A 23,559-nucleotide genomic window follows, 5' to 3' on the forward strand; every position below is an offset into this window, starting at 1 on the left:
TTTTTACTTGTGTTAGTTCAGAGTTGATTGTGTTCTCTGTGAGATGCTGTCATGTTGAGCCTGTCGAAGGACCAGATTAAATGCTCTATAAGCGTTTCGACAGGCTCAATGTAACAGACTTGAATTAATTTAACCTTCAGATAATTGTAGTACTGCGGTAGATAATTCATTTTCCTGTATCTCATCTGTTATGCTAAACTGCTGGAAGGCAATCCGTTTTTCTACCTTGTAGATTTCGAAACCTAAAATGGCATTGATAATGGATGCATTGCGATAGGCGCCCATTCCCAGATCAGGTGTCACAAATCCGTGCGTATGCAGTTCTGCATTCTGAACAAAGATTTCGTTTCCGTTTATATCAATAGCATAGTTTCGGTGTACTTGAAAAAGTCCATCGGCATTGCGGGCAATACGTTCTTTAATGGAGGTTAAAAACATGGGTTCGTTGTATTTGTAACCGGTAGCCAATACCACAAAATCCGTATCTATACTAAAATCTTTTTCGCTCTCTGTATGGTAAAAATCAAGCTGATAGGAACCCTTATTTTCGGTTAAATTGTTCAGTTGGCAGTTTGGCATCAGCTCGGCATTTACCTTTTCGCCATCAACACTCAATTCGTACAGTTTATCAAAAATCTGGTTAATCAGTTCGAAGTTTATGCCTTTAAACAGCGAATTTTGTTTTCCTAAAAGCTGTTTGCGTTTGGCATCACTCAAATTGTAAAAGTGGTCTACATACTCTGGAGATGTAAGTTCCAGTGTTAATTTCGAATATTCCATGGGGAAAAAGCGATCAGGTCGGGTAAACCATTTCAATTTTAACCCGTTTTCGGTTTCAGGCAATAAATCGTAAAAAATCTCGGCAGCACTTTGACCTGAACCTACTATGCTAACCGTTTTTTGTTTTAAAATACTTTCCTTGAATCTCAGATATTCCGAAGAGTGTATTGCATTTTTATGTAGAGCTGGTTTAACAAAATCGGGCACTTTCGGTCCAGTGCCTGTTCCGAGTACGATTTTTTTAGTCAAAATGATTGCTGTGGCTCCAGTTACCTGATCAACTTTTTCTACCTGGTAAATTCCATCAATGTAATTTATACTGATTACTTTCTGTCCGAAATGGCAGTTTTGCAGATGATTAATCGCCCATTTACAATAAGCATTATATTCCTTTCGTAATACAAAAAAATCTTCTCTGATGTAAAATTTATACAAGCGATCTGTTTGTTTAAGGTAGTTTAAGAAGCTGTAAGCGCTGGTTGGATCGGCCATGGTAACCAGATCAGCCATAAAGGGGACCTGTAAGGTGGCATCGCTTAACATCATGCCGGGGTGCCAGTTAAATTCGTTCGCCTGATCTAAAAATAAGGTTGATAAGCTATTTATTGGGGCACATAGGGCCGCCAAACCCAGATTAAACGGGCCAATACCGATCCCTACAATGTCGTATATTTTTTGATTCTGCATCTAAATTTCCTCCGTTTCAAACTGTGCTAACTTAATCATGGCATGTGCTTTGGCCTCAGGAAACTTTTCCCAGTACCAATCGCGATAACAAAAGGTAAGGTTGGCCATTTTATAAGGCATCTGGATCACTTTTTCCAATTTGAAACCTAGTCGGGTTACAAAAATGTGCATCGCACGGCTTTCAACAGCTGCTTCACCAATACATTTTCCTACTTCAGGTTGTTCGAAGATGAAATCCATTAAAGCCTGACCCGTTTCGAAACTAAATTTCTTGTCTTTATCCGTAGGTGCAATTAGCAGGTGCGCACCATAATCGGTCGTTAAAGCTTCGTAGCAGGCACCCACACCATCGCGCATAGGCCAGTAGGGTTCTATGGTAAAGGTGGGTTCGCCATTTATTTCACCAATAAAACTGTGCGATGAATCGTTTGGCAATAATGTTCTGTAGAATAGCTCTAAACCCCTAATCGGTCCATCCATCTTCCAAATGGGTTTGGCATGTTCCTGGTTAAACCAATCGTGAACCATTTCCAGATCGCGGTCTATATCAAATGGACGGATGTTGATCGTTACATTTTCTTTAGGGAAAAACCGGCTGTACAGCACCTCTTTTGTTTGCGGCTTGATCAGGTTTTCGGAGAAGAAATATTTAGATAAAGGATTCGGAAACTCACGGTAAATAGCCGGATTATCGATAGGCGCACTGGCTTCATCAATATTGCAGAGGTTGGTAAGCAGGTTGCCTTTTACTTCCCAGCTGCGGCGGTTGATGATATAATTTACTAATCCCGTGGTATCGCTTTTTTCGAATTGCTTAAACTCCAGATAAACGAGATCGAGCAAGACTTTCTCATCGGCGAGATTGTTGCTTGCAATGGCATTTACCACGCCTAAAATATTGTTAATGAGTAGATAATAGGTGAGCTTAGGGATAATATATTCGTTTGGTACTATCGAACCACTTTCTTCAGCAATGCCAGGATAAACCGCTTTTAATGCCTCTACCTTGTTATCGCTAAAGAAATAACCCTGGTTATCCCTAAAATAAAATTTGGCAGGATAATAATCTTTATCCAGTTCTACCATCACATTTTGCTGATGGAATTCAAAAGCCATTCCAAAATTGTTATACAGGCCAATAATTGGCGCTACACAAAGGTGTAGATACTGTTTAAACCAGTTTACAGCAGTATGAGCAATTGTTTTGTTTTTGCTGATTGCAGCTTCTTCGATCAGATTTACAATTCTTGGTTTCTGGCCTAATAGCGCATCCTGGCAAAGTGCGGCTAACAAGGTCACGTTTTTTTCGGTTCCTTCTCCTTTAAACGGATTATGTCTGATGCTGATGTTAAAGCCATCAATGGTTTTACCCTTATAATTTACGGTAATAAAAGCCGGATCGGTAATAAATTCAATTTCTGGGAATTCGGCTTTGGCCGCTTTGCCGTATTCGGTTTTTAAAAGTTTACTTACATCATAGCCGCGGTGAAGCTCTCTAACGAGGTTAACCCTTAGCGAGTTGGTTATTTTTACGTGTAACGAAAATTTAAGCATCCAATCGCTCGATGCATTGTAAATCGTTCTTACCGAAGATGTTGGTGTATAGAATTCTCCAAAATGCCCCAAAAAGAAAAGCAGCTTTTCTTCCTGCATCGCTTTTACAGTTGGCAGGGTAAGCAGGTATTCGGCCTCCCACGGGTGCATGGGCACCACTTTATAATCTGGATGTTGATCGAGCAAATGAATGACTTCGGTATTATTGTTATCTAACAATTCGATTCTGAAAAGATCGGTTATGTCGAAACCTTCTGCATTTTTCTCCACAATATTTTCAGCTGAGATCAGAAAATAGGCCAATTGGAATTGTCCCTGAGTTTCGGGTGAGAATTTGAAAAGTTCTTCTTTATTATTAAAACCAGATCTGCCTTTTGGTAGGGGATGGGCATTGTGGCCTAAAAATAAAGATTGCTCGGCCTCAATAAAGCTCATTTTTGCAAAATTTGCAGGTTTACCATTTTGTTTAAAGAAGGATAAAAATGTTTCGAAGTTTTCTACGCTGTTAACCAAACGTTGCCTTACCAGATCGGCATCAACATCAGTGAATTCTTCAGCACTGAATTGGATAGCCAGTTCCATAAACCTGTAAATCGTGATCTGACTGATGGCATCAGTATCAATGTTCCTTTCAATTATAGGGAAATTAAACAGGTGCCTACCACTATCGGCATAAAATTTTAAAGGTGCATATACTTCGAAACCAATAGCTGTAAAGTCGAACCTGATATGCAAACGATTACTTGTTGTAACCAGGTAATTGGCTAAAGATTCATCATATTTAGGAATGCCTATGTAACGGCTCCAGTTGGTAAATTCTCTACAATAACTGTTTAGGAGCGCATTAAAATTAGTTTCTTCTGAAATCTGCTGAAGCTTGATTGAGTCTAACATATTCGTTTCCATGTTTTTTAATGATTTTAATAATGTTTTCAATATCGCTAGTGGTAGTTAGCGGGTTAAGTAGGGTAAATTTGAGGTAGAAATGATGATTGATTTTGGTGCCTGCCACTAGGGCTTTTCCTTCGTTGAACATAGATTTTTTAATGTATTGGTTCATTGCACAAACATCTAATTGTACATTTTTTGGACGGTATCGGAACACCAATGCACTGATGTCTGATTCGTTCATCAGTTCAAAATCGCAGTCGAAATTTAAGCGATCAGCAATTTGTGCAGCAGTTTCTATAATCGTATCGAAATAGCCACCCAGTTTGTTTCTGCCCATCATCCTGAGCGTAAACCAAAGTTTTAAGGCATCAAATCTGCGGGTAGTCTGTATCGATTTGTTTACCTGATTGGGTAAACCATCTTCATCATGGTCTTTCGGATTTAAATAATCGGCATGATGGGTAATCAGGTTAAGATATTTTTTATCATTAACTAAAAAACCACTACTGCTTACCGGTTGGAAGAAAGATTTATGGTAATCGACAGTAACCGAATGGGCCAGCTCAATACCGTTCAACAAACTGCGGTACTTATCGGTTAGCAGTAAGCCACAACCATAAGCCGCATCAATGTGGAACCAGGCGTTATATTTTTTGCTGATAGCGGCAAGTTCTTTCAGCGGATCAACATTTCCGAAATCGGTTGTGCCTGCTGTGCCCACCACGGCAATAGGGAGATTTCCTTGGGCAATTTCGCGCTTAATCGCGTCTTCCAGTAAAATGGTATTCATCCTAAAGCTGCGGTCAGTTTTAATCTTGATCACCGATTTTTCGCCTAAACCTAAAAGGGATGCATTTTTCTGAATACTAAAGTGTGCTTTTTCGGAAACAAATATTCTGAACCTCGAAGCTTCCTGGGGCAATCCCTCTACTTTAATGTTGTGATTTAGTGCCGTAATTGAATAATGATCGCGGGCCAGTAAAAGCCCCATTAAATTGCTCTGGGTACCTCCACTGGTAAAAATGCCATCTGCTTTTTTGCTATAACCGATCTGATCACAGGTCCATTCGATCAGCTTTTGCTCAATTAATGTGCCGCCAGCACTTTGGTCCCAGGTATCGATTGAAGAATTGATGGCCGAAATCATCACCTCGGCAGCTACAGCCGGAATTACAATAGGGCAGTTTAAATGAGCAATATAAGCAGGGTGATGGAAGGCAACCGCATGGCTGGTGTAAAGCTGTTCCACTTCTTTAAGCAAAGCGTCATAGTTATCATGTGTTTTTTCAAATTCGATCGAATCAAACAATGGTTTTAACTTCGACGGCGATATACCACTGAAGGGTTGTTGATTGTTGTTAAGGAATTTTTTTACTGCTTGGGTAACTTTTCCTACCGCATGCAGGTATTCTGCTTCATTTTCTGGGTGAAAGATTTCCTTGGTCGGACTTTCCGTAAGGAAATCGATTAATTCATGTTTTTCGAGGTCTGATGTAAACATTAGTTTTTCAATTTTCAAAAGGTTAAGGTTTATAGGCAATAAAATATCATGTCTTTTAAGCCAATATTTTCATTAATAAATCTGGCTAGGTGAGCGGTTAAGCGCGGGCTTTTTTATTCATAATCCCGGCTACTAAGGTATATTTTTATTTAGATTGATTAAAAATAATATTTTAAATATTTTTAACATATTGTTGGTAAGTTGTTTATATGCTTGTTTTTGAGTGGTTTACCGCTAATACAAATAAAAATCAATATATTTTATTTGTATTTAATCTAAATAAATGATTGTTTTGTGCAAAAAATAATTAGAATGAAGAATCTATACTTAATGGCAATCCTTGTCTGTGGATTTATTTTAACAGGCAAAGCTCAAACCGTTATCGGAAAGGTAATTGGAGAAACCGCACCACTTGCGGGGGCAAATATTAAAGTTGAAGGCAAAAATACTTCAGCTACAACAGCTGCCGATGGTAGCTTTGAATTAAAGTTAACCGAAGGTTCTTACAAATTACAGGTGAGTTATGTAGGGTATACTACCATACTGCAAAAAGTGAGCTTGGCTAAAGATCAGAACGTTAATTTAACCATTAGCCTGAGTCCAACTTCCAACATGCAGGAAGTTGTGGTGGTTTCATCACGTAAACCGACCAAAATTAGTGAAATACCAGGTACAGTTTGGGTAGTCGATGGTGCAAAAATACAAGAGCAGGCCAGGGCAGGAATCCCACTTAAACAAACCTTAGCACAATTAATCCCGAGTTTAGATGCCGGGCCGGAAGGACGTACCAACTACGGACAGAACCAGCGTGGCCGGGATGCATTGGTAATGATTGATGGTGTATCGTTAAACAGTACCCGTGGTGTGAGCCGTCAGTTCGAATCGATAGATCCTTTCAACATCGAACGTATCGAGGTTTTATCTGGTGCAAGTGCGGTTTATGGCGGTGGCGCAACAGGTGGTATCATCAATATCATTACTAAAAAAGGACAGGATAGTCAACCAAGTTTCACTACACAGGTTGGTGTGCGCAGCGGTTTAAAGGAAAAAAGTGACCATGATGTACGCGTGGCACAGGCTATTTCTGGTGGGAGCAAAGATTGGAACGGACGCATCGGCATGGCTTTTCAAAAAAACAATGCAGCTTATGGCGCAGATGGAAAACAGATCTTTACCGATATTACACAAACCGATTTACAGTATAACCAATCATTCGATTTTTTCGGAAGTACTGAATTTAAATTGACTGATTATCAAAAGCTATCGGTGAATGCCCAATATTATAACTCAGGTTATCGTGGAGATAAAGATCTGTTCTTAGGTACAAATTATGGGGGATTATTATCAAATCCAGCGCTTTTAGAAATGAGAAATGGCTACTCATCGGATGTTGATCCCAAAACAAGCAGGGCCAATATCAATGCCAACTATCAGGCAAGTGAGATTTTAGGCGGACAAACACTTTATGTACAGGCCGCAGCAAGGAGCGAACAATTTAGCTTTCACCCCTTTCCTGGTACAGCGGCAATACCTGGTGTACTTTACAGTGGATCGTCAATCCAAAATACAAATTATAGTGCCTTAAAACTGGTTTTGAATAAAGATTGGAACAGATTAAATCTTACCTATGGTATTGATGCCGATAACGAAAATTTTAATGCACAACAAGCCTTGTTTGATAGGACAAAAGCTGCAACATCTGGCGGTTTAAACAATACTACAGTAGCTACTATTACCCGTTATCCCAACTTTAGGGTAAATGGTCTATCAGGTTTTTTACAGGCTCAGGTTAAAATAGCCAATTTTCTAACTTTATCAGGAGGTGTACGTCAACAGCGCATGTTTGTTAAAGTTGGCGATTTTGTAGGCACTACCGCTGCCGTGCCTTTGGCTTATGGCGTGGGTAAAACCGCTACTGCTATTGCAGGTGGAGAAAACCATTACGATGTAAATTTATTAAATGGTGGTTTAGTATTTAAAATCAACACAGCTCAACAAGCTTGGGTTAATTTTTCGCAAGGGTTTAACTTGGCAGATCCGGCAAAATATTACGGACAAGGTGCTTATACATTGGCGGGCACCAACTGGAATTTGGGTAACTCTATCAATGTTGCAAGTTCTCCTTTAACAGGTATCAAAACAGAACAGTACGAAGCTGGTTACCGTTACCGCACCGGTGTATTTAACGCACAGGTAGCTGGTTTCTATGCCCTATCAGATAAAAACGTAAAAACCAACAGCACATTTAATATTGAAGTTTTTGATGAAAAAGTTAGAAATATTGGTGTTGAAGGTTCATTATCGTTGAACCTGAAAAATGGCTTCGAAGCCGGAGCAAACGGTTTATACATTAAAACACAGAAACAAAATGCTGATGGTACATGGTCATTACAGGATGTAACTGTTGCAAGTCCATCAAAAATTGCGGGTTATTTAGGGTATAACGGAAAAGTTTTCGGAATAAAAGCACAGGCTTTCCACTCATTTGATTCGAAAGGTTATGCTACAATCGGAAATGCGGTTGTACAAAACGAGTTAAAGGGTTTCACTACCGTTGATTTATTAGGTTCAGTGAAATTATTTACCGGAAGTTTATCATTTGGTGTACAAAATCTGTTGAACAAAAACTACCAGACGATCTGGAGTCAACGTTCACAGTTTTTATACCAATCGTTAGCTAAAAAGGAGACCTTTTATTATGCAGGTCGCGGCCGTACGTATAATTTAACGTATACGCTTAATTACTAGTTTTTAAGCTAAATCGTCATTGCGAGGAGGAACGACGAAGCAATCTTACAACTATCGCTATTAGCGAGCGCATTAAGATTGCTTCGTCGGCTGAAAAAGCCTTCTCGCAATGACGATACTACTATAAACAACAAATGCCTCAATTCGGGGCATTTGTTGTTTACTTCCGCTTCAACTCAATCACCGTAATCTCCGGCCAGATACCAATCCGGCCCGAAAAGCCAAGGAAACCAAAGCCTCTATTTACATTCAGATATCTTCCATTTTCGGTTTTAATACCCGCCCAATGTTTGTAACGGTATTTTACCGGACTCCATTTAATTCCAAAAGCTTCGATGCCAAACTGCATACCGTGTGTATGTCCAGCCAATGAAAGTTGAATTTTTGAAGGATAATTTTTTACCTGTGCATCCCAGTGCGAAGGATCGTGCGATAACAGGATTTTAAAATCATCAACATTAGTGTTTTGCAAGGCTTTGTTTAAGTCTCCACGTTCTCCAAAACCAATTCCCCAGTTTTCTATTCCGGCCAGTATGATTTTCTCGCCATTTTTATGCAATTCAACATGTTCATCCAATAAAAGCTTAAAGCCAAGTTCTTTATGGTAAGCTTTTAACTGATTTAAATTCTGGATTTTATCTGCTTCTGTAGGCCATTTGATGTAATCGCCATAATCGTGGTTGCCCAAAACCGAAAATTGTCCAAACGGTGCTTTAATCTGTGAAAAATGGCCAATGTAGGGCACAATTTCTGAGGAAGCATTATTTACCAGGTCTCCTGTAAAAACAAACAGATCGCTTTTTTGCGCGTTAATCAGGTCAATTCCTTTTTGTACTGCTTTAGGGTTGGTAAAACTTCCAGCGTGTACATCCGATATCTGTGTCAAGGTAAAACCATCAAAACTGGCAGGCAGATCATCAAAATATAAAGTGTGTTTAATTACACGGTAGGCATATTTCCCTTGCGTAATGCCATAAGCGAATAAAGCGATGGTTAAACAGAACATTACAAATGCAAAATCAACCCAATAATTGCTACGACCTAAAATGTGAAAACCTTCCGGCTGAAAATTAGTAGACAAGCCTATTAACAAGCGGTAAATATCGCCGAGAAGGAGGAAAAAAGCGAATACGAGCTCTGCACTAAAAACAATTAAAAAAGCATGACTGATGATCTGGAAAAACCTGTTCATTCCCTGGATTCGCATTTGCTGTACGGCGTAGAGTAAGGCAAAAGTTAGCCCTACAATAAAAACCCAGAAAATAGGACTGAGCCAGGTAGATTGATTGATGGTGCCCAGTCCAGACAAAACGTAAGCGTTAAGGGCAAAAAATATAATTGCAACTATGATGAGCGGCAATAGATTGAGTTTTCTTTTCATATTGAAATCTGTAATTCAGATTATGGGTAAAAATAGATTTTAAACGCTGATAAATGTTCTTCTGTTTTGTGTTGTGGTTATTTTTACGCTGCTTTGATTAAAGCATTATCGTTATTATGCATTATATTTATAAATATCATACTGTGTTGAATTAAAATCAACTTCCTGTTGCGTATTTTATAATTTACTTTCTTTTATTAGCTTTGTGAGAATATGCTGTCCAAAAAAACAAAGTATGCCATAAAAGCGCTTGTTGCGCTTGGTAAAAATTTAGATAAACCACCAATGCAAATTTCTAAAATTGCAGAGGAGGAGCATATCCCTAAAAAATTCTTGGAACAAATTCTGCTAGATCTGCGTAACGCTGGCTTTTTATACAGTAAAAAAGGTGCAGGGGGTGGCTACAGCCTAAACAAGAAGCCTGAAGAGATTTTATTGGTACACGTAATGCGTGTAACGGATGGGCCTATTGCCATGGTTCCCTGTGCAAGTTTAAATTTCTATCACAAATGTGATGAGTGTGTAGATGAGAAAACCTGTGGAATAAGAAGCGCCTTTATCGATGTTCGAGATGCTACGCTTAAGGTTTTAACCGAAACCAGCATTGCTGATGTAATTGGTAGAGAGGATAATCTGAAAATCGGTATCGTTAATTTATAATATTCATTTTCACGTGGCCCAATCCGTCATGCTGAACTTGTTATTAGATATGTTCTGATGACTTAGCTTCTCAATTTTATTTGAAAAGCAGGGTTCTGTACGTTTCGGCTACCACAGTCCTGCTACCGCTGCAAGTCCTCGCTCGTGCCTCGCTGTGGGCTTTCCGCTATATCAGGTTTATTTAACAATCAGGCTGTGGTTCTTGGGCTTGCTAACTATACGGATGAAAAAAGCGATAATTTTGCGTTAAGGATTGTAAGGGTTTAGTACCGATCCTTCATCGGTACCGGAGCGAAGCGCAGCCCTGCAAAGCCTGACCCTTGCGCAGCTTGGGGAACGCCCAAATCAGTTTTCTGTTAGCAGTTTTCGGTCTTCAGCTGCCAGTTATCAATTAGCGGTTTTTAGTCCCGTTGATTAAATGATTTAACTTTGTAGATTTAGCTTCGCTGAGCACTTCATGGTTCTCGACTGCGTTACACTCTGCTCGAAATGACGATCTTGAGTTGTTTTAACAGGATATCGTAAAATTTTTCACAATAAATTACGACTATTCCTATATACTTTATATATTTGGCGTATGAATTTCAATTTTATACCTAACAAGTTAATCGCTATGCAAATAATGTGTTGTTGTAAAACGCAGTAATAGGAGCCTACAGATAATTTTAAGTATAAAATATGGAATGCTTCTCGGTAATAGGGAAGCATTTTTTGAATAAAGCTAACAACACATATGCAAAGTTTCAGAACAGAACTCGAAAATCCGATTGTCGAGCAGGACATTATCGATTTGGAGAATAAGATTAAAGCTTTTAGAGATGGAACCATCCACGACGAAAAGTTTAGAAGCCTCCGTTTAGCGCGGGGTGTTTACGGTCAAAGACAGCCTGGAGTACAAATGGTGCGTATTAAACTGCCATTTGGTAAGGTAACTTTTAAACAGTTATTGCGTATTGCCGATATTGCTGATGAGTATGGAAGCGGCAATTTACACTTAACTACCCGTCAGGATATTCAGATTCACTATGTGAGTTTAGACCGCACGCCTGAACTTTGGGCTAAATTGGAGCAGGATGATATTACGCTTCGCGAGGCTTGTGGAAATACGGTACGTAACGTAACAGCTTCTCCAAATTCTGGAATCGATGCAGAAGAACCTTTTGATGTTTCGCCTTATGCGCAGGCGGTATTTGCTTACTTTTTGCGTAACCCAATCTGTCAGGAAATGGGAAGGAAGATTAAAATCTCCTTTTCTTCGAGTGATAGAGATACTGCGTTTAGCTACATTCACGATTTAGGTTTTATTCCTAAAATTAACGAAAATGGCGAGCGCGGATTTAAAGTTTTGTTTGCAGGTGGTTTAGGTGCACAGCCTTTCCTTGCAAATGCCGTTCACGAATTTTTGCCTGAAGATCAGTTAATTCCTTTTACCGAATCTGTTCTTCGTGTGTTCGACCGTTATGGCGAACGTACTAATCGTAACAAAGCACGTTTAAAATATCTGGTTCAAAAATTAGGTTTAGAAGAAGTTTTACGTTTGGTTGCCGAAGAGCGTATTGCCAACAAAGTAAAAACCTTTAAAATAGATCTCAATACTGTACCTCAGCCACTCTTGCCGCTAGAACAAGAATATCCTGCGGTAGAAATATTAAACGAAGCCCATTACAAACATTGGTTGGCCACTAACGTAATTGAGCAAAAACAGGCCGGATTTTACGGCGTTTATGTAAAAGTTCAGGTAGGCGATATCAAAACAGATAAAGCAAGAGCTTTTGTTGATGCCATCAGGTTATATGTGGCTGATGAAATCAGAATTACGCAAAACCAAGGCTTGCTGCTCAAGTTTGTGCGTAAGGAAGCATTACCTTCATTATATGCAGCCCTAAATAAAATCGGTTTTACTACGGCAGGTTTTGATAGTTTAGCCGATATTACCACTTGTCCTGGTACCGATACCTGTAATTTGGGTATTTCGAATTCCATGACTTTAGCTGAGGTTTTAGAAGAGGTAATTTATACCGATTTCCCTGAGTTTATCTATGAGAAAAACATCAAAATCAAAATCAGTGGATGTATGAACTCTTGCGGTCAGCATGGCTTAGCCGAAATTGGTTTCCACGGAAGTTCTGTAAAGGCTGAAGGAAAAGTTGTTCCGGCAGTTCAGGTAATGTTGGGCGGCGGAACCGTAGGTAATGGTGTGGGTAGAGTTGCAGAACGTGTAATTAAAGTGCCTTCTAAAAGAGCAACGAGTGTTTTACATTTTATTTTAAATGATTTTAAAGCCAATAACCTGGAGGATGAGAACTTTCACCAGTATTATGATAGAAAAGGTAAAGATCATTTTTATCAGTTGTTAAAACCATTGGCCGATTTAACCAATCTTAAAACAGAAGAATTTGTAGATTGGGGACATGTAGAAGAGTTTGTTACCGCAATTGGCGTTGGCGAGTGTGCCGGTGTAGTAATTGATCTGGTAGCCACCTTGTTGCTAGAGGCTGATGAAAAATTCGATTGGGCAAAGCAAAACTTGGATAAAGGTGCTTATGCAGATGCCATTTATCATACTTACAGCACTTTTGTAAGCGCTGCAAAATCATTATTGTTAGATAAAGGCGTAAATAGTAGCACACAGATTGGTGTGATCCGCGAATTTGATAACCATTACGTAGAAACTGGAGAATTTAATTTATCGACCAATTTCTCTGACCTGGTTTTACAGATTAACCAAAACGAACCAACGGCCGAATTCGCACAGAAGTATTTTGAAGAAGCAAATCAATTTTTAAATCAGATTAAGGAAAAAAGAGGCGTATTAGCGAAATAAGATTTGAGACAATAGATTGGAGATTTGAGACAACAGACACTAAACGCCATGCGTCAAATAATCTTCATCCAGACTTCAAAATTCAATAATTTTAAAAAACATGGTTAATCAACATAAAGAATCAAAAATTACCCTATTAGGCGCTGGTCCTGGAGATCCTGATTTATTAACCCTAAAGGGGGTAAAAGCGTTGCAAACTGCTGATGTGGTTTTGTACGATGCTTTAACCAACGAAGCTTTATTGGAGCATGCCCCGGCAGAAGCCATTAAAGTTTATGTAGGAAAACGTTCGGGCGAGCATTCTTACCCTCAGGATACCATCAATAAATTAATGATCGATTATGCCTTAAACTATGGTCACGTAGTGCGTTTAAAAGGTGGAGATCCATTTGTTTTTGGCAGGGGTTACGAAGAACTGGATTATGCCGCATCATATAGCATTCCGGTAAGCGTAATTCCAGGTATTTCGAGTTCTATCGGTGTGCCAGGATTGCAACAGATTCCTGTTACACACCGTGGCATGAGCGAAAGTTTTTGGGTAATTACAGGTACTACAACTTCTGGAGAAGTATCTGCCGATATTTACCAGGCCGCACAATCCAATGCAACAGTGGTTGTGCTTATGGGCCTAAAAAAACTACCAAAAATTGTGGAGATTTTTAAAGCCGCAGGAAAACACAATTTACCAACTGCAGTGGTGCAGAACGGATCGGCAGAGGATGAAAGATTGGTAGTAGGTGTGGTTGAAACTATAGAAGGTTTAGTGCAACAAGAAAATATTAAAGCACCTGCTTTATTAATTTTTGGAGAAGTTGTATCATTACATCCATCATTTAAGAAATTAATTAAACAATATGCAAGTATTGCCTAACCAACCTAATAATGAAGCGTCTTTTTCTGAAGAAGAAAAAGGTAACCAGCTTTTTCCGGTTTTTGTAAAGCTGAACAAGCTGCGTACATTATTAATTGGGGCAGGAAATATTGGACTCGAAAAATTAACTGCGATTGTAAATAACAGCCAGCAGGCTACTATCACAATAGTTGCAGAGCTAATATCGCCTGAAGTTTATACACTTATTGCAAATTATCCGCAGATAAAAATTAAGCAGAAAAGTTTCGATGTTGATGATCTGAACGATATTGATATCGTTTTTGCCGCTACCAATAACAATATTTTAAATGAAGAGATCAGAAAGGTTACGCACGAGCGTGGCCTGTTGATTAATGTGGCAGATAAACCAGAACTGTGTGATTTCTATTTGGGGTCAATCGTTCAAAAAGGAGATTTAAAGATTGCCATTTCTACGAATGGAAAATCGCCCACTATAGCCAAACGTTTAAAACAGATTTTAAATGAAGGCCTGCCCGCTGAGCTTGATGAAACGTTACAGAATATGAGCGCTTTACGTCAAACTTTAAATGGTGATTTTTCGGCAAAGGTTAAAAAACTGAATAAGGTTACCCAAAGTTTAATTAATCCTAAAAAAAGCTTCGCCGAGAAGAATATTAAGTGGTTAATCTGGTTGGTAGCTGTCTTATTTATCGGTACGGTTGGCTTAACGCTTTGGAATACCGAACCAGAATTTCAAACATTCTTAATTAATATTGATCCATTATTCTATTGGTTTTTAGGTGCTGGATTTGTGTTCGCATTAATAGATGGCGCAATTGGAATGTCGTATGGCGTTACATCTGCATCATTTTCTTTGGCCATGGGCTTACCGCCTGCATCGGCTAGCATGGGCATTCATATTTCAGAGGTAATGAGCAATGGTATTGCGGGTTGGATGCATTACAAAATGGGGAATGTAAATTGGAAGCTTTTCAAAATATTAATTATCCCAGCAATAGCAGGAGCAATTTTAGGCGCCTTTATTTTATCTTCTTTAGAGCATTATAGCTCTTATGTGAAACCTATTGTTGCAGTTTATACACTTTTTTTAGGAGGTGTAATTTTGATGAAAGCATTTAATGTTAAGAGAAAAAAGGCAGAACAGAAAATTAAAAGAATCGGTTTACTAGGTTTTGTTGGTGGTTTTATCGATGCTGCCTTTGGTGGTGGTTGGGGTTCAATCGTTTTATCAAGCTTAATTGCTGGTGGCAGGCATCCATTGTTTTCTTTGGGTACAGTAAAAATTAGTCGTTTCTTTATTGCCACTTTAAGCTCCTTAACATTTTTTTACATGCTAGGAGGAAAACACTGGGAAGCTGTTGTGGGTTTAATTATTGGTAGTGCAATCGCATCGCCAATCGCTGCAAAGGTATCGAACAAAATTTCAGCAAAAACCATTATGGTTGCCGTGGGCATTATTGTGATGATTGTAAGCTTACGCAGTGTAATTATGTTTATTTTAAAATTAATTTAGTGATGGAGAACCTAGAGGAGATAAAAGGAGAATTGGCAGGTTTAAATACAATTGATAAACTGAAGTTTTTGGCAGATAAATATGCCGGCCGTATTGTATTTTCAACCAGTTTTGGTTGGGAAGACCAGGCAATTACACATTTAATTTTTTCCAATAATATTCCGATCAAGGTTTTTACTTTAGAAACCGGACGTTTGTTCCCAGAAACCTATTATGTTTGGAACCGTACACTGGAAATCTATAACAAACCCATTCATGCCTATTATCCGCAGAACGAACTGCTGCAGGATATGGTAAATACAAAAGGCCCGAGCAGCTTTTACGAATCGGTAGAAAATAGAAAAGAATGCTGTTACATCCGTAAAATTGAACCTTTAAAAAGAGCATTAAAAGGAAACGAAATCTGGGTGACAGGAATTAGGGCCGATCAAAGCGCAAACCGTGAAGATATGCACGATTTAGAATGGGACGAAGGAAACCAATTGATTAAATTTCATCCTATTTTTGATTGGACTTTAGATGATGTGAAAGCATACATTAAAGAAAACAATATTGTTTACAATACCCTGCACGATAAAGGTTTCCCGAGTATCGGTTGTGCCCCATGTACAAGAGCAGTACAGCCAGGCGAAGATTTTAGAGCAGGAAGATGGTGGTGGGAAGACCAGAGCAAAAAAGAATGCGGTTTGCATGCTACTTAAGGTATAAGGCGGAAGGTTAGAGGCAAAAGATTTATATTTCTTGCCCAACAAAATGTTGGAATATCCCAATATTGAAAGCTTCCAACAATTTTTAACAACAACACAACAACAGCAATATAAGCAGTTGAAAAAGGAACAGCGCTGGCAGGCAATCTTCCAATATTTCAACGATCAAACATTTCAACACTTTATAATGAGTACATATAATTTTGATTATTTAGATGAACTAGAGGCTGAGGCCATTCACATTTTACGTGAAGTAGCAGGTCAGTTTGAAAAGCCAGCCCTATTATTTTCGGGTGGAAAGGATTCAATTACTTTAGTTCGTTTGGCAGAAAAAGCTTTTCGTCCGGGAAAATTTCCATTTCCTTTAGTACATATTGATACAGGTCATAATTTTGAAGAAACCATTACTTATCGCGATCAGATGATAGAGCGGATTGGCGAAAGATTAATCGTCGGTTCTGTGCAAGAGTCAATAGATCAGGGTAAAGTTGTAGAGCAAACAGGTAAAAATGCAAGTAGAAATGCTTTGCAAACGGTAACCTTGCTTGATACCATTGCAAAATACCAGTTTGATGCCTGCATTGGCGGTGCGCGTAGAGATGAAGAAAAAGCAAGAGCAAAAGAACGTATTTTCTCCGTTCGTGATGAATTTGGCCAATGGGATCCAAAACGTCAACGTCCCGAACTTTGGAATATTTACAATGGTAAAATCCATAAAGGAGAAAATATCCGTGTATTCCCGATTAGTAACTGGACAGAATTAGATGTTTGGAATTATATCCGTAGAGAGAAAATCGAATTACCAAGTATTTATTTCTCACACGAACGTGATGTAATTACCAGAAACGGACAACTAATGGCTGCTTCGCCGTTTTTAAATATGGATGATGAAGATATTGTATTCCGCAAACAAGTACGTTTCCGCACAGTAGGCGATATGTCTTGTACTGCTGCGGTAGAATCGGATGCAACTTTGATCGATGATATTATTTCTGAAATCAGCGCTTCTAAAATTTCAGAGCGTGGTGCCCGTATGGATGATAAAGTTTCTGAAGCCGCAATGGAAGACAGAAAAAAGGGGGGATATTTTTAAGGAGTATCAAGTCTTTAGTATCAAGCATCAAGACTGATTTGCGAACTAAAATTAAATCTCCTAATTAAACTAAGTATGAGTATGAAAGTGATAGACCGAAATTTGTCTTGATACTTGATACTTTTATCTTAATACTTTAAAACATGAACATATTAAAATTTTTCACAGCGGGCAGTGTAGATGATGGTAAAAGTACCCTAATTGGCCGTTTGTTATATGATACAGATTCTATTTTGGCCGATCAATTAGAAGCTTTACAGAGCTCTAACCGCAAAAATGATGACGGAACAATAGATTTAGCCATTTTAACCGATGGTTTAAGGGCAGAGCGCGAGCAAGGTATTACTATTGATGTAGCTTATAAGTACTTTCAGACCGAAAAGCGGAAATTTATTATTGCCGATACACCCGGGCACATTCAATATACAAGAAACATGGTTACAGGCGCTTCTACAGCTAACCTCGCCATTATCTTAATCGATGCGCGTAACGGTGTGGTAGAACAGACCATCCGGCACTCGTATATTGTTTCCTTACTGGGCATTAAGCACGTGGTTGTTTGTATTAACAAAATGGATATGGTTGACTATAGCGAAACCGTTTATAGCGCAATTATAGAAAAATACAAAGTTCTGGCCCAGCAATTAAAGCTTGCCGATGTAACCTATATTCCGGTTAGTGCCTTAAAAGGCGATAACATTGTACAAAACTCGGGCAATATGGATTGGTATGGAGGAGAGAGCTTATTACATTTCTTAGAGCAGGTTGATACCGACAACCTGGATAAATCGCAATTGGCGCGTATGCCTGTACAGTGGGTTGTACGCCCGCAAACAGAAGAATTGCATGATTACCGCGGTTATGCCGGTAGGGTATTGAGTGGAACCTTTAACTTAAATGATAAAGTTACGGTTTTGCCTAGTGGTGCGAGTTCTACTGTTGAGAAGATCGAATTTTTTGACCAGACACCTGATGCAGCGCATGCTGGTCAGTCGGTTATTATTCACTTAAAAGACGACGTAGATATCAGCAGGGGCGATACTATTGTAAATGCATCGGCTTTGCCACAGGAAACAAAATTGATTGAGGCTGATCTTTGCTGGATGGATACTCGTGCGTTAGATACCTCGATCATGTACAACATTCAGCACAATAGCAAAATTACGAAATGTAAAATCAGCGAAATTCTGCACAAAGTGGATATCAATACACTAGAGAAACATGCCGCAGAAGAATTTAAACTGAATGATATTGGCCGCGTGATTGTGAAAACAGCTGATACCTTAGCCTTTGATTTATATGATGATAACCGTGCAAATGGTTCAGCCATTTTAGTTGATACCCGCACCAATTTAACTGTGGGTGCTTTAATGTTCAGGGCAGCAGTAGAATAGAATAAGTTGGATGATGGAAATAGATCATTAATTAATGACCAATTTTCAATGATCAACGGCATAGTCAGCGAGAACCACAACCAAATATAATAATGAGAACTTTAGGTTTTTTTAATCTAAAGTGAAAGCAATTTCAGCGGGGCGCCAGATAAGGCAGCCCCGTTTTTCGTTGACGATTTTTTAAACATTTTAAGTGTCGGCACTTTAAATTTTTTATATCTTAGTTTAAATCCCCAGATAATTTTCCGAATAAACCATAAACTATGCACGCTGGAAAGAAATATACCTTTTTCGAATTTATTGTATGGACCCGACGAGATATTTACCGTTTAACTATTCTCGCCATTATTCCTACTGTACTTTATCATTTTTGCAAGTTCACGTTTCTCTCCATTTCCTGGGTTCCGGTAGCACTTTTAGGTACGGCCGTTTCTTTTATCATTAGTTTTAAAAACAATGCCAGCTATTCGCGCCTTTGGGAAGCAAGGCAGATTTACGGCGGGATTATAAATGTGAGCCGCGCTTTTGGAGTAATGGTGCGCGACTATCTTGCATCACAAGATAAAAGGACAGAGGTCCAGATTATTTTTTACCGTCATTTCGCCTGGTTAACTGCACTTCGGTTTCAGTTAAGAGAGCCAAGGGCTTGGGAAAATTCGAACGATCCCCGTAATATCGAATATGCCAGGCTGTATCATGTTTCCGAAAAAACAGATAAGTTAGAAGATATCTTGTCAAAATATCTTTCGGTAGATGAACTGAAATACGTGCTAACCAAAAAAAATAAGGCTACTCAGTTAATGGCTTTACAATCAAGTCATATCAATAAACTGTTTGCTGAGGGGTATTTATCCGACTTGCAATTACAATCGTTGCAAAGCTCGATTACCAGTTTTTACGATAACCAGGGTAAAGCCGAAAGAATTAAAAACTTTCCTTACCCACGCCATTTTTCGTCAATAGCTACCATTATGTTAAATTTATTTGTGTTTTTAGTACCATATGGTTTATTAAACGAATTTAACAAATTGGGCAATGGTACTTTGATTGAGGGTTATTCTATTTGGTTAAACGTTCCATTTGCCATTTTACTTACCTGGGTTTTTAACTCTTTGGATATTGTTGGCGAAAGCTCTACAAATCCTTTTGAAGGAAGTGCCAATGATGTACCAATTACCAATATCTCGCGGACAATAGAAATCGACATGAGGGATATGCTTGATGAATCTGATCTGCCTACTGTACTAACACCCGAAAATAGTATATTGATGTAAATTTTCATTATGGAAATGATAGAAAATAATCATCGTATTTGTATATTGAATTAGAAAACAATAAATCAACATACCATGAAAAGAAATATCCTTTACCTCGCTTTGGCTACAATCCCTTTTGCCTATTCCTGTACCCAAAATAATAAAACAGGCACCAGCGCTAAAACTAAAACCGATTCTTTGGTTAATCAAAGCTGTTATGCCGCGGTCTTTGAAAAAGACAGTGCGGCCATGATTGTTAAAACTTTGGCTTCTGGTAAGGTAACCGGTTCATTATTGGTTAAATACGCTAATAAGCCCGAAAATAACGGCAAAATAAGTGGCAAGTTCAATGGCGATACTTTACTGGTTGATTATCGGTTTAACACTGGTAAAGATACCACAAAAGTATTTACCAATCCATTGGCCTTTTTAAAGAAAGATGGCAAACTCATTATGGGTGTTGGGCAGATTGAAACCACCTTGGGCAGATCGTATTTTGTTAAAGGAAAGCCCATTAATTACGAAGCTGGTAAATTTACTTTTGCAGAAGTGGGCTGTAAATAAAAACTAATTTGTGAGCAAAATGAAATCCTTAAGCGTAAAAATTTTTATAAGTATCATAATTGTTTTAATCTTTATTAAAGTTATCTATTCCTTTAATATTGAATATAAACGAGGATTAAATTTTGACCATACCATAGGGAATATCGTAATAACGGTTTTGGCCATATTTGTTTTTTTAGGACTATATAAATGGTTTAAAAAGTAAACTTCATAACTCAATTCCTGGTTTGGTAGTACTACAAACTAGGAATTGAACATGTAAATAATTTCTGCTGCCTAAGTATAGAAAGTACAAATGCACCAATCAGTTGGTCATCCTGTCCAAAGGTCTCCTGTGGAGAGCGGAGACGAAGAATTTTAATATAGACATTATGTTTCTTATAAAAATTTCTTCATAGCGTTCGGAATGACAATCAACGCGCACATTATCAATAAGATAGATCTTATATTAATGCCCCCAAATCCCTAAATCAATATCTACTGAAAAGCTAAGGAAAAATTATTTTAAAATAAATTACTACAATTCCCATAGACTTTATATATTTGTATTATTAACAAACGTATAACGAGCTTAAATTATCTGTTATGATTTTGAATAAAGTAGAAAAAGCGAACATTGAACCAAGAATTACTTTAATAGGTGCAGGTCCTGGCGATCCGGATTTATTTAGTTTAAAAGGTGTTAAAGCATTAAAAACAGCTGATGTTGTTTTATATGATGCAAATGTGAACGAAGCTTTATTATGTCATGCGCCAGATGGTATTCCAAAAGTTTATGTAGGTAAGCGTAGCGATAATGAGTCATTTTCTCAGGATTCAGTAAACAAACTGATTGTTGATTATGCATTAAACTACGGGCACGTGGTACGTTTAAAAAGTGGCGATCCGTTTTTCTTTGCTAAAGGATACGAAGAAATAGATGCTGCAGAATCATATAGTATTCCTACTGAAATTATTCCGGGTATTTCGAGTGCAACTGGTGCACCAAGTTTACAGAAGATCCCGATGATTTACAAAGATTTGAGCGAAAGTTTTTGGGCAGTAACCGGAACAAACTCAAAAGGCGAAATTTCAGAAGATTTATACATTGCCGCAAAAACTAAAGCAACTATTGTTGTTTTAAACGGAATTGAAAAAGTAAAAGAAATTGCTGCCATATTTCAGGCAGAAAATAAAAACCTTTTACCGGTAGCTGTAATTCAAAATGGTTCTACACCAGAAGAAAAAATTGCGGTGGGCGTTGTTGATACCATTGCTGAGATTGTTGAAGATAAAAGAATAACTGCTCCGGCTTTGTTGGTTTTTGGAGATGTAGTATCGTTACACCCACAATTTCAGCCGATCCGCGATTTCTACGAGATTATCGCCGAAGAATATTAAGATATTTTTAAACCAAAAATATATTTGTTTTGTTGTTAAAAACCGCTTATGGATTTAGGCGGTTTTTTGTGTTTTGATAGGAACCAACTTTGTTTGTAAACCTGATTGCAGCGGTAAGCCCGGAACGTAGTGAGGACTTATAGCGTAAAGCAGGACTGCAGATTGCCACAGAAAACTGAACATTCACTTTCTAATAAAAAACCAATTAAATTAAGAATTAAGTCTCTCTATTCCGCGTTACTCCAGTCAAGAAAACGGTTTTTCCATTAAAAAAACCAACTAAAAATATAATTTTCATTATTTGCAAAACTCAAAACAATTAGTAACTTACTTAGGTTATCTACACCAAATATTTGATGGAAATTATACATATAAGTGCCGAGTGTTACCCTGTTGCAAAAGTTGGTGGTTTAGCCGATGTAGTAGGGGCTTTACCAAAGTATCAAAATAAATTAGGCCACATTGCCAAAGTGGTTGTTCCTGCATACGATACAAAATTTATCCGCGAAAGTGAATTTGAAGTTACTTACGATGCCTGGGCAAACTATGGTAATCACCACTTTCAGTACCGCATTTTAAAAGAAAGAACCAATAAATTGGGCTTTGATTTATACGTAATCCATATTCAGGGCTTAACCGATCGCCCGAATGTATATGGTTATAATGACGATACGGAAAGATTTGTGGCTTTCCAGATTGCTACACTTGATTGGATTGTACAATGGGAGCATCGCCCGGATGTACTTCATTGCCACGATCACCATACCGGTTTAATTCCGTTTATGGTTTCAAATTGCATAAAATATAAAGCAATTAGTAGTGTCCCGACGGTTTTAACTATTCATAATGCACAATACCAAGGTCAGTTTGGATGGGATAAATTATACTATATACCAGCATTCGATTTATGGAAAGGTGGTTTACTGGGCTGGGATGATGCCATTAACCCCTTAGCATCAGCCATTAAATGTGCATGGAAAGTAACCACGGTATCGCCAAGTTACCTGGATGAGATGATGAACAATGCCCGTGGATTAGAAAGTTTATTGAGGCAGGAACGTTGGAAATCGGTTGGGATATTAAATGGAATTGATAGCGAGGTTTGGAATCCAGAAACAGATCCGATGCTGAGCAAAGGTTATAATTTAAAAACGGTTGAAGCTGGCAAACTGGCAAACAAAACAGCGCTCTGTGATGTTTTTCAATTAGATCCGTCTAAACCACTGTTTACTTTTATCGGTAGATTGGTTGATGAAAAAGGAGCCGATTTATTGCCCGATATTTTTTATACCGCTTTACAACAACATGGCGATAACATCAATATCCTGGTTTTAGGATCAGGCGATAACTGGGTGGAAGGTCGGTTAAATCAGCTGAAAGACATTTTTGCGGGTAGATATAATGCCTATATTGGTTACAATGAACAGGTTTCGCACGAGATGTATGCTGGTGCAGATTTCCTGATCATGCCATCGAGAGTGGAACCTTGTGGCTTAAATCAGCTTTATGCGTTAAGGTATGGAACTGTACCGATTGTGCGCCGAATTGGTGGATTAAAAGATACGGTAATTGATATTGGCGACAATGGTTTTGGGATTTGTCACGATCAAACAAGTATTTGGGATGTTACCCACGCTATTAACCGTGCTGTTGAATTATATAATGACAAAAAAGCTTTTAAAGCAGTAAGAAAAACAATGATGAAGATAGACCATTCGTGGGATAAGGCAGCATTAAATTATATAGAATTATACCAAATATTAAAATAAGCTT

General features: G+C 38.3%; 16 protein-coding genes. 12 read left to right on the forward strand and 4 right to left on the reverse strand.

Annotated elements, in window-relative coordinates:
• Positions 1–129: 129 nt before the first annotated feature.
• Genes FHT21_RS04545 through FHT21_RS04555 form a run of 3 tightly spaced genes read right to left on the reverse strand, consistent with a single transcriptional unit; the run spans position 130 to position 5,413 of the window.
• A complete protein-coding gene (locus FHT21_RS04545; RefSeq protein ID WP_167293567.1) occupies positions 130–1,467 on the reverse strand; it encodes a SidA/IucD/PvdA family monooxygenase in 1,338 nt (445 codons plus the stop codon).
• Positions 1,468–3,927, reverse strand: a complete 2,460-nt coding sequence (locus FHT21_RS04550; RefSeq protein WP_167293568.1) for a GNAT family N-acetyltransferase — start codon at positions 3,925–3,927, stop codon at positions 1,468–1,470. It lies immediately after the preceding gene.
• Positions 3,872–5,413 (reverse strand): aspartate aminotransferase family protein, encoded by a 1,542-nt coding sequence (locus FHT21_RS04555; protein WP_167293569.1) that lies wholly within the window; start codon positions 5,411–5,413, stop codon positions 3,872–3,874. The genes FHT21_RS04550 and FHT21_RS04555 overlap by 56 nt, the downstream gene beginning before the upstream one ends.
• A gap of 312 nt (positions 5,414–5,725) precedes the next feature.
• On the opposite strand from FHT21_RS04555, the gene FHT21_RS04560 reads away from it, so the two are divergent.
• Positions 5,726–8,161, forward strand: a complete 2,436-nt coding sequence (locus FHT21_RS04560; protein WP_167293570.1) for a TonB-dependent receptor — start codon at positions 5,726–5,728, stop codon at positions 8,159–8,161.
• A 160-nt stretch (positions 8,162–8,321) separates the two neighbouring features.
• On the opposite strand, the gene FHT21_RS04565 is transcribed toward FHT21_RS04560, so the two are convergent.
• Positions 8,322–9,542 carry a metallophosphoesterase gene (locus FHT21_RS04565; RefSeq protein ID WP_167293571.1) on the reverse strand — a complete coding sequence of 407 codons (1,221 nt, stop codon included), beginning with the start codon at positions 9,540–9,542 and terminating at the stop codon, positions 8,322–8,324.
• A gap of 213 nt (positions 9,543–9,755) precedes the next feature.
• Here FHT21_RS04565 and FHT21_RS04570 point away from each other — a divergent pair, with 213 nt between their 5' ends.
• The 11 genes from FHT21_RS04570 to FHT21_RS04620 all read left to right on the forward strand — a co-directional run bounded on the left by FHT21_RS04570 (position 9,756) and on the right by FHT21_RS04620 (position 23,555).
• The gene (locus tag FHT21_RS04570) at positions 9,756–10,202 is read left to right on the forward strand and encodes an Rrf2 family transcriptional regulator (RefSeq protein WP_029275042.1); all 447 of its coding nucleotides are present in this window, start codon (positions 9,756–9,758) and stop codon (positions 10,200–10,202) included.
• Between the two features lie 733 nt (positions 10,203–10,935).
• Positions 10,936–13,026, forward strand: a complete 2,091-nt coding sequence (locus tag FHT21_RS04575) for a HEPN domain-containing protein (protein WP_167293572.1) — start codon at positions 10,936–10,938, stop codon at positions 13,024–13,026.
• 100 nt (positions 13,027–13,126) lie between these two features.
• Complete coding sequence (cobA, locus tag FHT21_RS04580; protein ID WP_167293573.1) at positions 13,127–13,897, forward strand: uroporphyrinogen-III C-methyltransferase; 771 nt, start codon at positions 13,127–13,129, stop codon at positions 13,895–13,897.
• A complete protein-coding gene (locus tag FHT21_RS04585) occupies positions 13,881–15,392 on the forward strand; it encodes a TSUP family transporter (RefSeq protein WP_167293574.1) in 1,512 nt (503 codons plus the stop codon). Before cobA (FHT21_RS04580) ends, FHT21_RS04585 begins: the two co-directional genes overlap by 17 nt.
• A 2-nt stretch (positions 15,393–15,394) precedes the next feature.
• Positions 15,395–16,093: a phosphoadenylyl-sulfate reductase gene (locus FHT21_RS04590; RefSeq protein ID WP_167293575.1), complete on the forward strand. Its 699-nt coding sequence runs from the start codon at positions 15,395–15,397 to the stop codon at positions 16,091–16,093.
• A 193-nt stretch (positions 16,094–16,286) separates the two neighbouring features.
• Positions 16,287–17,192, forward strand: a complete 906-nt coding sequence (cysD, locus tag FHT21_RS04595; protein WP_167293576.1) for a sulfate adenylyltransferase subunit CysD — start codon at positions 16,287–16,289, stop codon at positions 17,190–17,192.
• A 143-nt stretch (positions 17,193–17,335) separates the two neighbouring features.
• The gene (locus FHT21_RS04600) at positions 17,336–18,586 is read left to right on the forward strand and encodes a GTP-binding protein (protein ID WP_167293577.1); all 1,251 of its coding nucleotides are present in this window, start codon (positions 17,336–17,338) and stop codon (positions 18,584–18,586) included.
• A gap of 263 nt (positions 18,587–18,849) precedes the next feature.
• Entirely contained in the window at positions 18,850–19,860 is a 1,011-nt protein-coding gene (locus FHT21_RS04605) for a bestrophin family ion channel (RefSeq protein ID WP_167293578.1), read from the forward strand.
• A gap of 75 nt (positions 19,861–19,935) precedes the next feature.
• On the forward strand, positions 19,936–20,406 hold the full coding sequence (locus FHT21_RS04610; RefSeq protein WP_167293579.1) for a hypothetical protein: 471 nt from the start codon (positions 19,936–19,938) through the stop codon (positions 20,404–20,406).
• Positions 20,407–20,991: 585 nt separating this feature from the next.
• A complete protein-coding gene (gene cobA / locus FHT21_RS04615) occupies positions 20,992–21,786 on the forward strand; it encodes a uroporphyrinogen-III C-methyltransferase (RefSeq protein ID WP_167293580.1) in 795 nt (264 codons plus the stop codon).
• A gap of 356 nt (positions 21,787–22,142) precedes the next feature.
• The gene (locus FHT21_RS04620; protein ID WP_167293581.1) at positions 22,143–23,555 is read left to right on the forward strand and encodes a glycogen synthase; all 1,413 of its coding nucleotides are present in this window, start codon (positions 22,143–22,145) and stop codon (positions 23,553–23,555) included.
• Positions 23,556–23,559 lie beyond the last annotated feature (4 nt).

Source organism: Pedobacter sp. SG908 (genome assembly GCF_011759615.1).
Taxonomy (GTDB): Bacteria; Bacteroidota; Bacteroidia; order Sphingobacteriales; family Sphingobacteriaceae; genus Pedobacter; species Pedobacter riviphilus.

Excerpts from the sequence above, each read along its gene's own strand:
- FHT21_RS04545 (WP_167293567.1), bottom strand. The coding sequence starts at position 1,467 with ATGCAGAATCAAAAAATATACGACATTGTAGGGATCGGTATTGGCCCG.
- FHT21_RS04550 (WP_167293568.1), bottom strand. The coding sequence starts at position 3,927 with ATGGAAACGAATATGTTAGACTCAATCAAGCTTCAGCAGATTTCAGAA.
- FHT21_RS04555 (WP_167293569.1), bottom strand. The coding sequence starts at position 5,413 with ATGTTTACATCAGACCTCGAAAAACATGAATTAATCGATTTCCTTACG.
- FHT21_RS04560 (WP_167293570.1), top strand. The coding sequence starts at position 5,726 with ATGAAGAATCTATACTTAATGGCAATCCTTGTCTGTGGATTTATTTTA.
- FHT21_RS04565 (WP_167293571.1), bottom strand. The coding sequence starts at position 9,542 with ATGAAAAGAAAACTCAATCTATTGCCGCTCATCATAGTTGCAATTATA.
- FHT21_RS04570 (WP_029275042.1), top strand. The coding sequence starts at position 9,756 with ATGCTGTCCAAAAAAACAAAGTATGCCATAAAAGCGCTTGTTGCGCTT.
- FHT21_RS04575 (WP_167293572.1), top strand. The coding sequence starts at position 10,936 with ATGCAAAGTTTCAGAACAGAACTCGAAAATCCGATTGTCGAGCAGGAC.
- cobA (WP_167293573.1), top strand. The coding sequence starts at position 13,127 with ATGGTTAATCAACATAAAGAATCAAAAATTACCCTATTAGGCGCTGGT.
- FHT21_RS04585 (WP_167293574.1), top strand. The coding sequence starts at position 13,881 with ATGCAAGTATTGCCTAACCAACCTAATAATGAAGCGTCTTTTTCTGAA.
- FHT21_RS04590 (WP_167293575.1), top strand. The coding sequence starts at position 15,395 with ATGGAGAACCTAGAGGAGATAAAAGGAGAATTGGCAGGTTTAAATACA.
- cysD (WP_167293576.1), top strand. The coding sequence starts at position 16,287 with ATGAGTACATATAATTTTGATTATTTAGATGAACTAGAGGCTGAGGCC.
- FHT21_RS04600 (WP_167293577.1), top strand. The coding sequence starts at position 17,336 with ATGAACATATTAAAATTTTTCACAGCGGGCAGTGTAGATGATGGTAAA.
- FHT21_RS04605 (WP_167293578.1), top strand. The coding sequence starts at position 18,850 with ATGCACGCTGGAAAGAAATATACCTTTTTCGAATTTATTGTATGGACC.
- FHT21_RS04610 (WP_167293579.1), top strand. The coding sequence starts at position 19,936 with ATGAAAAGAAATATCCTTTACCTCGCTTTGGCTACAATCCCTTTTGCC.
- cobA (WP_167293580.1), top strand. The coding sequence starts at position 20,992 with ATGATTTTGAATAAAGTAGAAAAAGCGAACATTGAACCAAGAATTACT.
- FHT21_RS04620 (WP_167293581.1), top strand. The coding sequence starts at position 22,143 with ATGGAAATTATACATATAAGTGCCGAGTGTTACCCTGTTGCAAAAGTT.